The sequence below is a fragment of the Paeniglutamicibacter psychrophenolicus genome (assembly GCF_017876575.1).
Lineage (GTDB): Bacteria > Actinomycetota > Actinomycetes > Actinomycetales > Micrococcaceae > Paeniglutamicibacter > Paeniglutamicibacter psychrophenolicus.
Genome location: NZ_JAGIOE010000001.1, coordinates 3,340,295 through 3,356,302, shown reverse-complemented (window position 1 = coordinate 3,356,302; position 16,008 = coordinate 3,340,295). Strand labels below are relative to the sequence as shown.

At 69.4% G+C, this 16,008-nt stretch carries 11 protein-coding genes; 9 read left to right on the top strand and 2 right to left on the bottom strand.

All coding sequences use genetic code 11. The features are described from left to right. Positions 1-149 precede the first annotated feature (149 nt). The gene (locus tag JOF46_RS15260) at positions 150-941 is read left to right on the top strand and encodes a PIG-L deacetylase family protein (RefSeq protein WP_209908435.1); all 792 of its coding nucleotides are present in this window, start codon (positions 150-152) and stop codon (positions 939-941) included. A 13-nt stretch (positions 942-954) separates the two neighbouring features. On the opposite strand, the gene JOF46_RS15255 is transcribed toward JOF46_RS15260, so the two are convergent. Both JOF46_RS15255 and JOF46_RS15250 read right to left on the bottom strand, forming a co-directional pair. After that, positions 955-2,094, bottom strand: coding sequence for a class I SAM-dependent methyltransferase (locus JOF46_RS15255; protein WP_245348147.1), 1,140 nt, complete (start codon positions 2,092-2,094; stop codon positions 955-957). Then, positions 2,091-2,765 (bottom strand): YigZ family protein, encoded by a 675-nt coding sequence (locus JOF46_RS15250; protein ID WP_209908431.1) that lies wholly within the window; start codon positions 2,763-2,765, stop codon positions 2,091-2,093. The genes JOF46_RS15255 and JOF46_RS15250 overlap by 4 nt, the downstream gene beginning before the upstream one ends. Before the next feature lie 114 nt (positions 2,766-2,879). On the opposite strand from JOF46_RS15250, the gene JOF46_RS15245 reads away from it, so the two are divergent. The 8 genes from JOF46_RS15245 (at position 2,880) to JOF46_RS15210 (ending at position 15,928) form a co-directional block, all read left to right on the top strand. Continuing rightward, complete coding sequence (locus tag JOF46_RS15245) at positions 2,880-5,915, top strand: ATP-binding protein (RefSeq protein ID WP_209908429.1); 3,036 nt, start codon at positions 2,880-2,882, stop codon at positions 5,913-5,915. A gap of 75 nt (positions 5,916-5,990) precedes the next feature. Then, a complete protein-coding gene (locus JOF46_RS15240) occupies positions 5,991-7,403 on the top strand; it encodes an FAD-binding oxidoreductase (protein WP_209908427.1) in 1,413 nt (470 codons plus the stop codon). 595 nt (positions 7,404-7,998) lie between these two features. Then, positions 7,999-9,573, top strand: coding sequence for an ABC transporter substrate-binding protein (locus tag JOF46_RS15235; RefSeq protein WP_209908425.1), 1,575 nt, complete (start codon positions 7,999-8,001; stop codon positions 9,571-9,573). Continuing rightward, positions 9,573-10,598 (top strand): ABC transporter permease, encoded by a 1,026-nt coding sequence (locus JOF46_RS15230; protein WP_209908424.1) that lies wholly within the window; start codon positions 9,573-9,575, stop codon positions 10,596-10,598. The genes JOF46_RS15235 and JOF46_RS15230 overlap by 1 nt, the downstream gene beginning before the upstream one ends. Next, the gene (locus tag JOF46_RS15225; protein ID WP_209908422.1) at positions 10,595-11,431 is read left to right on the top strand and encodes an ABC transporter permease; all 837 of its coding nucleotides are present in this window, start codon (positions 10,595-10,597) and stop codon (positions 11,429-11,431) included. Before JOF46_RS15230 ends, JOF46_RS15225 begins: the two co-directional genes overlap by 4 nt. Further along, the gene (locus JOF46_RS15220; protein WP_209908420.1) at positions 11,428-13,239 is read left to right on the top strand and encodes a dipeptide ABC transporter ATP-binding protein; all 1,812 of its coding nucleotides are present in this window, start codon (positions 11,428-11,430) and stop codon (positions 13,237-13,239) included. Before JOF46_RS15225 ends, JOF46_RS15220 begins: the two co-directional genes overlap by 4 nt. Continuing rightward, positions 13,236-15,317 carry a CocE/NonD family hydrolase gene (locus JOF46_RS15215; RefSeq protein ID WP_209908419.1) on the top strand — a complete coding sequence of 694 codons (2,082 nt, stop codon included), beginning with the start codon at positions 13,236-13,238 and terminating at the stop codon, positions 15,315-15,317. Before JOF46_RS15220 ends, JOF46_RS15215 begins: the two co-directional genes overlap by 4 nt. Beyond that, a complete protein-coding gene (locus tag JOF46_RS15210; RefSeq protein ID WP_209908417.1) occupies positions 15,314-15,928 on the top strand; it encodes a TetR/AcrR family transcriptional regulator in 615 nt (204 codons plus the stop codon). Before JOF46_RS15215 ends, JOF46_RS15210 begins: the two co-directional genes overlap by 4 nt. Positions 15,929-16,008: the final 80 nt, after the last annotated feature.

Genomic DNA, 16,008 nt, shown 5'->3' with positions numbered 1-16,008 from the left:
CGTTCATGGGGGACTCACCTCCTGCCGATGGATCACGGTCACCGCAAAAATACCACGCCCGAAAGCCCGTGCACAACGGCAGGAACCCACATTCCTTTTGGCCGCCGCATGCATAGGCGGAAGCCACGGCCGAGACTAAAATGTGCGCCATGAACGAGGCGCATTCCATCGCGGTCATCGTCGCCCACCCGGACGACGACGCCTATGGTTGCGCCGGTTCCATCGCCCTGCATGAGCACGACCCCGGGTTCAGGTTTGTCCTGGTGCTGGCCACGGACGGGGGCGCCGGGCAGATCGCCCGCGGGGTGCCTGCGACCCCCGAGACCCTTGGCGCATGGCGGAGGGTGGAAAGCGCCAATGCGTGGCGTGCCCACGGCACCGTCCCGGTCCGCCACGAATGGCTGGGATATGCCGACGGGCACGTGGCCGAGGCCGACTTCGAGGAGCTGGTGGCTCGGTTGCAGTCAATCCTCGAAGCCGAGCGGCCGCAGGTCGTGGCGACCTTCGGACCGGACGGGATCACCGGGCACCGCGACCACATCGCCATTGGGCGTGCCGCCGACGAGGCCTTCCACCGGGCCCGGTGCGTGCCGGGACCCGGGTTGCGCCGCCTGGTCCACGGGGCGATCCGCGCCTCGGTCCTCGAGCGCTGGAACACCGCCCGGCGGCGTGCCGGCGCCGAGGAATGGGACCCGGGGCGCGAGTACCACCTGCGCCCGGTCCCGGACGAGGCCATCGACATCGAGGTCGACACCTCCGCGGTGTGCTCGCGGATCGTCGCCGGGCTGCTGGAACACCGCAGCCAGCGCGAGGTGCTGATCGAACCGGGCGCCAGCGTGCGTCGCTGGGAACGGGTGGTCTCCCGCGAGCCCGCGGTCATGGCATGGCCGCCGCGTGCCGCCGGCCAACCCGTGCTCGCCGACCTGTTCGAGGGGCTCTGAGGCGAACCGGGGCCTACGCCTTCGTCGACACCGTCACGGTGAACTTCGGGTTTCGCGCGACCTGGCGGGTGGAACCCACGAGCTTTTCGAGCTGGCTGCGGTAGCCCAGGTGCGAATTCCAGACGCACCAGAGTTCCCCGCCCGGTGCCAGCACGCGGCCGGCATCGGCAATCAATTTCAGCGCGATCCCCGCATGCACGGTGTTGCCCATGTGGAAGGGCGGGTTGAGCACCACCAGCTGTTCGGAGGCCGCGGGCAGGGTCCCGAGCGCGTCGTCCTGGACGGCCAAGACGCGGTCCCCGACCCCGTTGGCCGCGGCGGTGGATTGCGTGGAGGCGACGGCGGAGGCCGACTGGTCGCAGGCGTGGACCGAAAGCCGCGGGTGCTTCACCGCGAGGTACGTTCCGATGGTGCCGTTGCCGCAGCCCAGGTCCACGGCGCGGCGTGCGCCGGCGGGCGGCTCCAGGTGCTCGAGCAGGAAACGGGTGCCCGGGTCCAGCTTGGCCCCGCCGAAGGTCTGCGCGTAGGCGCGCAGCTCGAGCGGTTTGGCCAGGCCCAGGGGGAATGATTGCTGCAGCGGGAAACGGGTGGCGGGCAGCTGGCCGGCCGGGAGCAGCCCGGTGGCGGTGAGCACCCTGGATTTCTGCCGTCCCAGCGAAGCGGTGACGGAACCGAAGTAGCTGCCCAGCACCTGGTTCATCGACAGGTTCATGTGCTTGATCCGCCCGGCGGCCATGACCGTGACGAAAGGCTCGGCGTGCTCCGCGATGAACCCGAGCATCTCCTCCAGCGCATCCAGCGAACGGGGGAGGGCCATCAGCACCAGTGTGGCGCCCCGAAGCAGTTCGGCACCCGGCGGCAGCTGCCGGTATTCACCGGAAAGCCCCGGCATCAGGGAGGCGGCGTTCGCATCGATCGCACGGGCCCCGGAGAGCGCGTCCTGGTGCACGCGGATGCCGCGCACCCCGGCATCCAGGGCCCCAAGGACCAGCGCGCCGTAGTGGTCGCCCAGGATCACCACCCGACCCGGTTCCGCGGGCCACCCGGCCTCGGACGCCAGATCCAGCAGCAGCCGGTCGGCGGCATCGACTGCGTGCAGGTTCTCGTCCTCCACGTCGGGCCAGCGGCTCAACAACGAAAAATCAAGGCTCAACGGACATCCACCCATTCGATTCCAAGGTTTTCGGCGTTCGAGGCCCCGGCGGTCAGCGTGGCCAGCCGGTCGTGGAACGCGGCGAGGATCGCCGCGTCGTCGTTCAGCGCGACCCGCAACGTGGCCAGGCTCGGCCCGTAGTCGGTGCCCAGCACCTGCACCCCGGCGGAGCGCAGGTCGTTTTCCAGCCGTCCGGCGGCGGTATGGTCGGCATCGAGGCCCAGGATCCGCATGCGTTCGCGGCGCAGCAGCGGGGCGGCATCCAGGGCGCTTGACACCGATTCGGAGTAGGCACGCACCAACCCGCCGGCACCGAGCAGGATGCCGCCGAAGTAGCGGACCACCACCGCGGAAACGTCCGACAGGTCGGTTCTCCCGGCGTCGGTTTCCCGCTTGGCCAGCGCGTCGAGCATCGGGATGCCGGCGGTGCCCGAGGGTTCTCCGTCGTCGTTGCTGCGCATCGCCATCCGGTCGGCACCCAGGATGAAGGCGCTGCAGTGGTGCCTGGCATCGAAGTGCTTCTTGCGCAGCTCCGCCACCAGTGCGCGGGCATCGACCTCGGATTCGACCCGGCGCAGGTAGGTGATGAAGCGCGAACGCTTGATCTCCAGCTCGTGGACGAAGTCCCCGTCCACCGTCGTATAGGCCGTCGCCACAGAATCGTTGTCCATTACCGATCCAGTCTAGTGTTTTGCGCCAGTGCATGCCCGCCGGGCATTGTCGGTGCCCGGGCCCGGTGGGAGAATTTTGTACGTGTGCCAGTGGCCGAAACGGGGCGCAAAGCGGTGCTGCAACTGAACTTGCTTGGGGAACAACGACTGACCCGCCGGGGCACCGACCTGGCGGGCGGAGGGTCGCGCGCCGTTGAGCTGCTGGCCTACCTCGTGGTGCATCCGGGGATCCGGGTGCCGCGCTCGGTGCTGGCCGGGACGTTCTGGCCCGAGACCCCGCAACCACAGGCCATGACCAACCTGCGCCGCGAACTGCACAACCTGCGCCGGCTGCTGGACGGCGTCGATGCGCTGGGGATGTCCGACGGCGCCATCGGCGCGCTGGAATGTGCGGGGTTGCGCGTGGATGTGCAGCTCTTTTCCGCCGAACGGGCCGCGGCGCTGCAGGCGGCGGGCCGGGACCCGGCCCGCTTCGTGGCCCACGCCCAGGCGGCGCTGGCGGAGTACCGGGGGGATTTGATGCCGGGGAACTATTCCGACTGGGTGCCCGAGGCGCGGGAGAGGCTCCTGCGCGAATGCACCGCCCTGTGCGACGAAGCAGCGGCGGCCCTCACCGCGCTGGGGAAGGGGCAGCGGGCCCTGGAGGTGGCCGGCCGGCGCGTCACCATCTCACCGCTGGAGGAACTCGGCTACCGGGGCCTGATCCGCGCACACCTGGCCCTCGGGGACCGGCCCGCGGCGCTGCACGCCTACCACCGCTGTGCCGACGTGCTCGAACGTGAACTCGGCGTGGCACCGGCGGCCGAGACCCGCCAACTGCTGGACCTTCCCGCGCAGCCCTCCGGGGCACCGGGCCCCGCAGCCAGGACAGCGGCGCCCGGCAGCCTGACGGTGGGGCGGGAAACAGAGCAGGCGGTGCTGCAAGGCTGCTGGGAGAAGGCCCGGGCCGGACGGCGGGCCCTGCTGGTGCTGTCCGGCCCGCCGGGGGTCGGCAAGACGCACCTGGCCAAGGCGCTGGGCCAGCTGGCGCGCACCGGCGGGGCTGCTGTGGCCTTCGCGCGCTGCGTCGATGCCTCCGGCCTGGTCCCGCTGGCCCCCGTCGCCGGATGGCTGCGCAGCCGCGACATCGCCCCGCTGCTTGCCACGCTTCCGGAACCCATCCGGCACGAGGCGGCCCGGCTGCTGCCCGAGCTGCCCGACCCCACCCCGTGGGCGGGGACCGAGGCGCAACCGGGCCCGGGCCGGGCCATGGTCGATGCCTGGCAGCGCTACAGGTTCTTCGAATCGCTGGCCGGCGCCGTCGCGGCCCCCGGCCGGCCCACCCTGCTGCTGCTCGATGACCTGCAATGGTGCGACCCCGACACCGCAGCCTGGATCGCCTTCCTGCTCGAATCCCCCGGGTCCCGGCAGCTGCTGCTGGTGGCCACCCTGCGGGAAGGGGCAGAAACCCAGTCACCGGCCATCGCCACCCTGCTGGAAGGTGCACGCAGCGCGGGTCTGCTGCACAGGCTAGGCGTCGCACCCCTGGGCGAGGCCGCGGGTGCCGAGCTGGCAGGCCGGATCCGCGGCCGCCCGCTGGGCACCGACGAGTCCCGGCTGCTGGCCGCCGCCACCTCCGGCTTCCCGCTGTACATCCTCGAGGCGGCACGCACGGCGCCGGGTGACGGATTCAGCCCGCTGCTGGGCCGGCGGCTGTCCCGCCTGGGACCGGCGGCCCGGTCGGTGGCCGAGCTTGCCGCCGCCTTCGGGCGGGGCATCAGCCTCGAGCTGCTGGCCGAGGCCGGGGACCTGGACACCATGTCGCTGGCCGGTGCCCTGGACGAGCTCTGGCGCGAGGGCATCCTGCTGCCCACCGGCTCCGGCTACGATTTCGGCCACAACCTGCTGCGCACCGCCGTGCGGGAGAACACGACCCCGGCCGGCCGCTGGCTGCTGCACCGCAGGCTGGCGAAGTCCCTGGAGCTGCTGAACGCCGGAAAGCTCGATGCCGTGGCCGCCACGCTCGCCGAGCACTACGAGCTGGGATCCAATCCGGAACGGGCCCTGTCCTTCCACCTGCGGGCCGGCGCCGACGCCGTGCGGGTGTTCGCGAACTCCGCCGCCCTGAAAAGCTACGACCAGGCGCTGGGGATCATTGGCCGGCTGCCCGCCGGGGCGGAACGCGACGAGGCCGAGCTGTCGGTGCGCCGGGCCATGTCCCCGCCGCAGACCGCGTTGCTGGGCTACTCCTCGGCGGCGCTGCTGGGGAACCTGGAACGCGTCGGGGCGCTTGCCGAACGGCTGGGGCGGCCCGAGGTGCACTCGGCAAGCCTCGTCGGGCTATTTGCCGGACGCTACGTCCAGGGACGCATCGAGGATTCCTACGCGATCGCCCGCCGGGCCCTGGATCTGGCCGGGGACGACCCGGCCCTGCTGGGGCAGGCACACTTCGCCGTGGCCGGAGCGGCGCAGGGCTCGGGACGGATCGCCGAGGCCATCGAACACTTTGCGCAGTGCACCGAAGGCTCGCCGCCGGGCTATTCCTACATCCTGGGCACCAGGCTGCACATCCATGCCCGCGCCTGGGCGGCCCACGCTCACTGGTTGGCCGGGGACGATGCCGGCGCCGTGCAGCTGTGTGCTCAGGCGCTCGCCGGGGCGCAGGCCGGTGGACACATCTACACCCGTGCCGTGGCCCTGGCCTACGCGGCGGTGCTCGGGCAATTCCGCGGGGACCGGGATGCGGTGGCCGAGAAGGTGGCGGAGCTGATCGCGCTGTGCCGCCGCTACGACATCGCCTACTACGGGCAATGGGGCGAAATCCTGGCCGGCTGGCTGGCCGGCGGGGAGCCGGGCGCCGCAAGGATCCGCGCCGGGATCGGGGCGCTGCGCGCCACCGACGCGCTGGCCCGGATGCCCTACTGGCTGTGGCTGCTGGCCGATACCCTCGCCGCCGACGGGCGGCGGGCCGACGCGTGCGCGGCGCTCGATGCGGCCCGTGCCACCGCAGCCCTGCACCAAGACAGCTGGTGGCTGCCCGAGGTGCTGCGGATGCGTGCGCTCCTGGATGCGGGGGACCGGTCCGGCACCCTGTTCGACGAAGCACGCGAGGTGGCCGGCGCGCAGGGCAGTGCCGCACTGCTGGCACGGCTGGGGCCCGAAGACAGTTGAGGCGAACGCCTGGCGAACAGGGCCGGCCCTAGCGTGGTTCGCACCACCAACCCCTTTTACTCTCAGGAACGAACCATGGAACCGCAGACCCTTTCCACCGAAACCGCCGAGGAACTTTTTGCCCCGCTGCGCACCTCCCTGCGCGGGACGCTGACCCTGCCGCAGGACGCCGCGTACGATGCGGCGCGTGCCGTCTACAACGGCATGGTCGACCGCCGTCCGGCCGCCATCGCCCGGGTCGCCGACACCGCGGACATCGTCGCGGCCGTGGACTTCGCCCGCGAAAACTCCCTCGGGCTCGCGGTGCGCGGCGGCGGGCACCAGGCCTCCGGGCTGGCCGTGGCCGACGACGCACTGGTCATCGACCTGGGCGCCATGCGCTCCACGACGGTGGACCCTGTCGCACACACCGTTCGGGTCGACGGCGGGGCGTTGTGGGCCGACGTCGACCACGCCACCGTGGCCTTCGGCCAGGCCGTCCCCAGCGGCTTCATCGCCTCCACGGGCGTCGGCGGGCTGGCCCTGGGCGGCGGCATCGGCTACCTGACCCGGCGCTTCGGCCTGACCGTGGACAACCTGCTGGCCGCCGACGTGGTGCTGGCCGACGGCACCCTGGTCACCGCCGACGAGCACCGGAACCCCGACCTGTTCTGGGCTCTGCGCGGGGGCGGGGGCAACTTCGGCGTCGTCACGTCCTTCACCTTCCGCATGCACGAGATCGGGGAACACGGCACCATCATCGGAGGCCCGGTGTTCTACGACCTGGCCGACGCCCCGGCGGTGATGCGCTGGTACCGCGAATTGCTGCCGGCCCTGCCCGAGGAGCTCTCCGGCTGGCTCGGGCTGCTCACCATCCCGCCGGCCCCACCCTTCCCCGAGGACCTCTGGGGCAGGAAGGCCTGCGGCATCATCTGGTGCTACACCGGGGCGCACGAGGCGGCCGAGAAGGTCCTTGCACCGGTGCGCGAGTTCGGCAACCCACTGGTGGTCGGCCTGGCACCCATGCCGTTTTCCGCGCTGCAGTCCGTCTTCGACCCGCTGTTCCCGGCCGGGATGCAGTGGTACTGGCGCGCGGACTTCGTCACGGAGATCTCCGACGCCGCGATTGACGTCCACGCCAAGTACGGGGAGCTGCTGCCCACCGGGTACTCCACCATGCACCTGTACCCGATCGACGGGGCCGCCGCGCGCGTGCCCGCCGACGCCACCGCGTTCGCCTACCGCTCCGGCGGCTGGGCCGGGGTGATCGTGGGGGTCGACCCCGACCCGGCCAACGCCGGACTCATCACCGAGTGGACCAAGGCGTACCACGACGCGCTGCACCCCACCACCGCCGGCGGGGCGTACGTGAACTTCATGATGGACGAGGGAACCGAGAGGATCCGCGCCTCCTACCTGGGCAACTACGAGCGGCTGGCCCGCACCAAGGCGGCCTACGACCCGGGCAACCTGTTCCACCACAACCAGAACATCGTGCCCGCCGGCTGAGCAGGCCGGCCCCTTTGGCCGGCTTCCGGTCGGTGGATGCTGACCCGGAAGCCGAAGAAGTGGGAGGAGGGGCTGCGCGGGCAGTCGGGCGTGAAGGCGCCGACCAGGAAAATTCATTGTCCCGGTCGGCGCCTTCGCATTTCCATCCGTCCCCGATCGGCAGCCAAGGGGCAAGGATTCCCGCCCGCGGACGACCGATCGGTTCGTTGCCATCGATGAACCCGTCCGCCCCTGCCCGTGCGTCCCCGGACGGTCCGTTCGTCGCATTTCGCCTTGCCGGGCCAAGGTATGCATTGGCGATCGGGCACGACCTCGACCGCGGCGTCAAGGCCGTGCCCGGGAGGTGCAAGCCGGTGCGGAACGGGGTGCTGCCGCACCGGCTCCTGGCCGCATGATCCCGGGCAGGGGCGGCCGCGACGGCTTCCAGAAATTCGCCGTCGGCATGGATTCGGCGGGAACCGGCCGAGGCTGCCCGAGCTCCGGACAGCGGCGTCCGCCGGCCGGTGTGCCGGCAGCCGTGACGCCCGTAACACGTTAGGTGGCCGATGGAATGCCCCCTATCGTTCAACGGAACGATAAGAATGAAGGAGCTGAAATGCCGATTTCATCATCAATGGATCGCCGGACCATCCTCTCGGCCGGCATGATCCTCGGCGCGGGGGCCCTCGTCGGGGGCCTGTCCGGCTGCGGCGTGTCCAACGGCGTGGCCGAGATCCCACTGGCCGCCGCGAGGGGAGCCGCGGCCCCGGGCCGACGCATGCGCATCGCCCGGCCCGCGGCCTCCGCTGCCGAAACACTGGATCCGGCCAGCTCGCTGTCCGCCTACGAATACCTAGGAGCGATCTATAACCGGCTGGTGAAGCTCGACGAGCAGGGCACCACCATCCCGGATCTCGCCTCCGAATGGTCGTCGACCCCCGACGGGAAGACCTGGACGTTCAAGCTGCGCCGCGGGGTCCTCTTCCACGACGGGCGTGCGCTGACCGCCAGCGACGTCATCTACACCCTCGGGCACATCCTGGATCCCAAGACCGGATCCCCGCAGGCCGGGGTGCTGGCCCCGATCCTCGAGCCCTCAGGGGTCACCGCCAGCGACAGCCACACTGTCGTCTTTACCCTGACCTCCCCGAATGCAGAGTTCCCGTCTCTGCTCACGGCCTACCAGTGCTACATCATCCCGGCCGGCTCGGCCGCCGCCATCGGCCGCACGGGCATCGGCACCGGGCCGTTCAAGCTGAGCAGCTACACCCCAGCCGGGCGCGGGAGCGTGGAGGCGTTCGCCGGGCACTTCGCCGGTCCGCCGGCGCTGGACGGCATCGACTTCTACTCCGTCCAGGACACCAGCGCCCGGGTCAATGCGCTGCTGGCGGGACAGATCGACCTGATCAGCCAAACCAACCTGGACTTCGCCACGGCGAGGGTCGTGGCATCCTCTCCCGTGGCCACCGTGGCACGGGCCAAGGACGCCCAGTGGTACACCATCCCGATGCTGGCCACCTCCAAGGAGTTCTCCGACCCGAGGGTCCGGCAGGCCATGAAACTGGCCTACAACCCGGAAGACATCGTCGCGACCGCGCTGCAGGGCAACGGCAGTCCCGGCTGGGACAACCCCGTACCACCCGGCTATGCCGACGCGCTGGACCACACCCGGCCCTACGACCCGGAAAAGGCCAAAGCCCTGCTGAAAAAGGCCGGGGTCGAGGGCCTGCAGATGCCGATCTACACCTCGTCCTACGACTCGGTTTTCACTCCGTTGGCCGTCGCCTACGCCGAAGCCGTGAAACAGGCCGGCATCCAGCTCACTGTCACCAGTGCCTCCTCGGACTCGTACTACACGGAGATCTGGATGAAGAAGCCACTTTCCGTCAGCTACTGGTTCACCGGCCGTCCCGTCGACCAGCTGCTGAACCAGGTCTTCCGTTCCGGTTCCTCCTACAACGAATCGGCTTGGTCGAACAAGGCGTTCGATCGGCTGCTCGTAGACGCACGCCGAGAGATGAATGACGAGCGGCGGCGGGGGATCTACCAAGATGCCCAGCGCCTGATCATCGAGGACGGTGCCGACATGACACCCATGTTCGGAGACCGGCTGGTCGGCCTCTCTCGCAAGGTCGTGAACTACTCGGAATTCGGTTTCGAATTCGACTACCTGAAGATCGGACTGAGCTGATGCCGTTGTTGATCCTGCGCCGTCTTGGCAGCGCCGTCCTGACCATTGTGCTGGCCTCGCTGCTGGTCTTCCTCGCAATCCAAGCACTGCCGGGAGACGTCGTCCAGCAGATCCTGGGCAGGGATGCCACACCCGAGGCCGTTGCCCAGATGCGCAGCGAACTGGGCCTGGACACCCCGGTCTTCCTGCGGTACATCCAGTGGCTGTTCGGTGCGCTGCAGGGGGACTTTGGCACCTCGCTGGTCTCCGGTGAGCCGGTGGGGCCGAACCTGCTGCTGCATTTCCGCAACACCCTGCTCATCGCCATCCCCACGGTCATCATTTCGGTGACACTGTCCATCGTGCTCGGTGTCATCGCCGGGCTGCGCCGCGGGAAGTTGGCCGACCATTCCATCTCGCTAATCTCATTGCTGGCCATGAGCATCCCCGAATTCATGGTCGCCGCCCTGCTGGTGTTGGCTTTCGCCGTGGGCATCCCGTTGTTTCCCGCCGTTGTGCTCGATGGACCGCAAGCGAGCCTGGCCCAGCTGCTGCCCAGCATCTGGCTCCCGGTGATCGTGCTTTCCCTGGCCATGGCCGCCTACATCATCAGGATGACCCGGACCTCCACGATCGACGTGATGACTTCGGAGTTCATCACCACGGCCGAGCTCAAGGGGCTGCGGCGCGCGCGGGTGGTCATGCGCCACGCGCTGCCCACCGCGCTGCTGCCGACGCTGAACGTCGTGGCCATCAACATCGCCTGGATGCTCGGCGGCGTGGTGGTGGTGGAGAACATCTTCAACTACCCCGGCATGGGGAACCTGATGCTGGAGGCGGTATTCAACCGGGACCTTCCTGTCATTGAAGCCGTCGCGGTCGTCTCGGCGGCCATTTACGTGGCCTGCAACCTGCTCGCCGATCTGGCGGCCATGGCCCTGGACCCCCGGCAACGACTGCGCCAAAGAACGCGCCGGGGCACCGGGGTCGGTGCAGGGACGACGGCGTCCCCGGCCATTTCCACCGACGAACGGAGCCAGCCATGAAGTCGACCCTGCGCGGGGCCGGACCCGCATTCATCATCGGGATCGTCCTGATCCTCGGCAACGTGCTGCTGGCCCTGCTGGCACCATGGATCTCACCCTACGACCCGGTGGCCAGCGATTCCGCCGCCGCCCTGCAGGGTCCCAGCGGGACACATTGGCTGGGAACTGACATGTATGGCCGCGACATCCTCTCACGCACCCTCAACGGCGGGCGCTACGCCCTGCAGGTGACGTTCCTGGCAACAACGATCGCCGTGGCCATCGGCGCCCTGCTCGGCTGCCTGGTCGCATATCTCGGTGGTTGGTTCGACGACGTCGTAATGCGCGTGGTCGACGCCATCCTCTCCGTGCCCACCATCCTGGCCCTGCTGGTGGTCGTCTCGGTGCTGGGCAGCGGAATGTGGGTGATCGTGCTGGCCGTCGTGGTGGTCTACACGCCGGCGGTCATCCGCGTGGTGCGCGGGGCCGCCCGGTCCGTGAAATCACTGGACTACGTCACGGCGGCCAGGGCACGCGGCGAACGTGCCGGCCCGATCGTTCTGAGGGAGATCCTGCCCAACGTGTCCGACGTGGTGCTGGTCGAGTACGCCATGCGGGCCAGCTGGGTGGTCCTGTTGATTTCCACGCTGTCCTTCCTGGGCTTCGGAGCCAACCCGCCGGCCCCCGACTGGGGACTGATGGTCGCGGAAAACCGGACGGCATTGACGGTGGTCCCGTGGGCCACCCTGGGACCGGTGGCCGCACTGGCCAGCTTCGTCATCGGCCTCCATCTGACCTCCGACGGGCTTGGCAAGCGCCTTGGCGTCGACCGTGCAATGACGGGAGTGAAATGAGCATCGATACGCCCCTGGCCGGAGGCTTGGAACCGGTGGCAGCCATCGGGGACGCGGTCACCGTTGAACAACTATCCATTTCCTACCGCGCCGGCCGAGAGCTGGTGCCGGTGGCCACGGAGGTGTCTTTCACGATTGCCGAGGGTCAGACCTTCGGGCTGGTGGGTGAATCGGGCAGTGGCAAGTCAACCGTCGCGCGGACCCTGCTGGCCCAGCTGCGGGCAGGATCGCAGGTCACCGGCGGGCAGGTGCGGGTCGCGGGGCAGGACGTCTTTGGGCTCGACCCTGCCCGGTTGCGCGCCCTGCGTGGCGGAACCGTGGCCCTGGTCGCGCAGAACGCCGGCCAGTCGCTGACCCCGTCCATGCGGGTGGGCACGCAGATCCACGAGGCGATGACCAGCCACGGGCTGCGCGCCAGCCGAGCAGACGTGCTGCGGGCACTGGACCAGGTGAGGCTGCCGAACGTGAAGGACCTGGCCCGGCGCTACCCGCACGAGCTCTCCGGAGGCCAGCAGCAACGCGTCGGCATCGCCATGGCGATCGCGGCACGGCCCTCGGTGCTGGTGCTCGACGAGCCGACCACCGCCCTGGACGTGGTGACCCAGGCGGCGGTGCTGCGCCTGATCAAGGACCTAAGCCGGGAATTGCAGACCGCCACGCTGATCGTCAGCCACGACCTGGGCGTGGTCTCGGGCATGGCCGACCACGTCGCCGTGATGCGCGCCGGACGGATCCTGGAAAGCAGGCCCACGGCCGAACTCTTCACCGCCCCGGGGCACGAGTACACCCGCCAGCTGCTGAGCGACGTTCCGACGCTCGGCGCACGCTCCCGTACCGCATCGGTTGCCCCTGCAGCCGGCGCCGGCCAAGAGCCGGAGCCGCCCGCAGACACCCGAAACCGGGGCAGCGACGTCCTGCTCAGTTGCGAAAACGTGAGCATTTCCTACCATGCGTCCGGACCGCCTGCGGTGGATTCGGTCGACCTGGAGATCCGGCGCGGGGAGACGCTGGCGATCGTGGGGGAGTCGGGAAGCGGGAAATCGACCCTGGCCTGGTCGCTGGCCGGGCTGGCGGCCCCGTCCTCCGGGACCATGCGCGTGCACGGCGACTCCGTGACCGGGACCGGCGGGGACCTGGCGCGACCGGTGGCCCGGCGCAGCCGCGAGCTGCGCCAAATGGTGCAGCTGATCTTCCAGAACGCCGACACATCCCTGAACCCGCGCCGCACCATCGCTGCGGCGATCCGCCGCCCGCTGCGCCTGTTCGGCACCGTCGCACGCGCCGAGGAGCGACGCCGGGTCGAGGAACTGCTCACCGAGGTCGGGCTGCCGGCCAGCTTTGGCAAACGGCTCCCGGCCCAGCTCTCCGGCGGGCAGCGCCAACGCGTGGGCATCGCCCGGGCACTGGCCGCCGCACCGGAGCTGATCATCGCCGACGAGATCACCACCGCGCTCGATGTTTCGGTGCAGGCAGACATCCTCGAGCTGCTGTCCGGACTGCAGGAATCACATGGCTTGAGCACGCTGTTCATCAGCCACGACCTCGCCGTTGTAGCCGACGTGGCGGACCGGGTGATGGTCATGAAGAACGGGCGGGTGGTCGAGATCGGAGATGTGGCTGATGTCTTCTCCGGTCCCAACCACCCGTACACCGCCTCGCTGCTGGACGCGGTTCTCGAACCCGGGGTCCTGGAACTGCCGCAGTCTCCGGCCGAAGAACAAACCTGGATCGACGACAACCCCGGAGGCTGGTTCGAGCCCAGCCCCGGACACCTGATCCGCAAGTGGAAAGGAACCGGGAACAGATGAAGTACATCGACCCGCTGCCGCGCCAGATCCTCGTCGAGGACTCCTGGATAACGCTGGCCGACGGCACCCGGCTGCACGCCAGGACCTGGCGCCCGCGCGATTCGGACCGCCATCCGGTCCCGGGACTGCTGGAGTACCTGCCCTACCGGTTGGATGACTGGACGGCACCGCGTGACAACGAACGCCACCCCTATTACGCGGGGCACGGCTATGCCTCGGTGCGCGTGGACATCCGCGGCACCGGAAGCTCCGACGGGCTGTTCATCGATGAATACTCCGAGCAGGAGCAGGCCGACGGCCTCGAGGTTCTCGCCTGGATCGCCGAGCAGTCCTGGTGCACCGGATCCCTGGGGATGTTCGGCATCTCCTGGGGTGGCTTCAACTCGCTGCAACTGGCCGGACACGCCCCCGAGGCACTCAAGGCCATTGTCACCGTCTGCTCCACCGATGACCGGTACGACAACGATGTGCACTACATGGGCGGGGCGCTGCTGGGCATCGACATGGCCTCGTGGGGCGGGACGATGTTTGCCTTCAACGCCCGGCCGCCGCGGCCCGAGGTGGTCGGTGAATCATGGGTCGAGCAGTGGCGCCAGCGGCTGGAGAACACCCGCCCGATGACCGGACGATGGCTGGAACACCAGGAACGCGACGAATACTGGCGGCAGGGCAGCGTCTGCGAGGACTACTCCTCCATCAAGGCGGCCGTGCTCGCCGTCGGCGGCTGGCACGACCCGTACCGCGATGCGGTGCTGCGCCTGGTCCAGAACCTGGACTCCCCGGTCCGCGGCATCATCGGGCCTTGGTCGCACCAGTACCCTGACCGCGGCTACGCGCCGGGCCCGGGCATCAACTTCCTGCGCGAAACGCTCGCCTGGTGGGACCACTGGCTCAAGGGAATCGACAACGGTGCCGATCTCGGCCCGAAACTGTTGGCCTACCTGCCCGAGGGCGACCCGCCAGCCACCTACTACGAACGGCGCAAGGGCCACTGGCTGGGACTGTCCAACTGGCCGGCGCAGGAGATCCGCAGTCAACGGCATGCCCTGTCCGAGGGCAGCTGCAGCACCCCGGTCCACGACGGGGTGGCGCTCGTGCGCAGCCCGCAGCACACCGGGGCCGACGCGGGCAGGTTCTTCCCGTTCGGCAACGCCACGGACCTCCCGCCGGATCAGCGGGCGGAGGACGGACGGAGCGTGTGCATCGATTTGCCGCCGGCTCCCGATCCGGTGGGCATCCTGGGCAACCCGCGGGTGCGCCTGCGGCTGCGCGCCGATGCGGCCGAAGCCAATATCATCGCCCGATTGTGCGATGTCGCCCCGGACGGCTCCTCGACTCTGGTGACCCGCGGGGTGTTGAACCTGAACAAGCGCGAGGGCCGGGACAAGGCGGTGCCAATGCCCGTCGGTCAGTACGTCGAGGTCGAATTCGAGATGGTCGGTATCGGCTACGTCTTCGCTCCCGGGCACACGATCCGGCTCGCGCTTTCCTCCAACTACTGGCCGTGGATCTGGCCGCCGCCCGGGGACCCGGCGCTCGAAATCGAGCTGGCCGCCAGCACGCTCGAGCTGCCGGTGCTGGGAGCCGACGCGGCCGTCATGGCCACCGATTCCGGGCTCATCGAGGGCGTCGGGTTCGGAAAGCCTGAACAGTCGCCACGGCTTGCCGTGGACTACCTGGAGAATGACGGCGGGAAGATCGATCCGGCCTTCGTCGCCGGATCCCAGCGCAGCGTGAGCCATGACGTTGAATCCGGGCAGTGGGTGCTGGATGTGGACCCGGGCTACGGCGGCTCGCGCCGCTACCCCGACGGGCTGGTCTTCACCGAATACAGCCGCGAGACGTACACGATCCGAGACGGCGACCCACTCAGCGGCCAGGCTCGTTCGGCGTGGTCGATTGGCCTTGCCAACGAGGGCTGGTCGGCCCGGTTGGAAACCCATTCGGTGCTGGGGGCGGACGCCTCCAACTTCCTGTTGACCAACACCGTCACCGCGTGGGCGACCGTAGGCGATGCGGAAGAGGAACTGGTCGCGGACCAGGAATGGACGGAGGTCATTCCGCGCACCTCCACGTGAGCCAGCGACGGATGGCGCCCCCGCAGCGACGCGCCCTGATCGCCGAAGCGGCCCGGCAGGCGATCCTGCGCGACGGCTTGCGCAATACCGGGCTGCGGGAGATTGCCCGGCAGGCACAAACCTCGGTGGGCACCGTGACCTATCATTTCGCGGGCATCCACGAGATCTTTGCCGAAGCGGCAGTGCTCGAAATGGACTCGTTCTACACGCCGTTGGTGGAGGCCGCAGACGCCGAAACCAATGCGGTGCCTGCCCTGCTGCTGCTGGTCGACCCGCTGTTCGACGGGTCGGAGGAAAGCCTGCGGCACTGGCGTTTCTGGTCGGATTACTGGAGCGAGTCCGCCCGCTTTCCGGACCTGCCGGCAGAGGAATACGGCCGGTTGAACCTGTGGCGGTCTGCTTGCGAGCGAACCATCCGGCGCGGTATCGGAGATGGAACCTTCCGTGCGGACGCCGATCCGCGCTCGGTGGCCGTGAAAACCTCGGCCTATGTGGACGGGATTTCCACCCAACTCAGCCTCGGTGCACCGGGCCTGGACCACAACCTGGCCAGGGCATGGGTGCGACAATTCCTGCAGTGCGAGCTGGGCGCGGCGTTCGAAGCAGGGTAGTCGCCGGCCTGGGGTCGCCGCATGCCGGCACATCAGGGTGAAGGCCCGCCCATACGCCGCGTCGCGAACCCCCGCCGGGT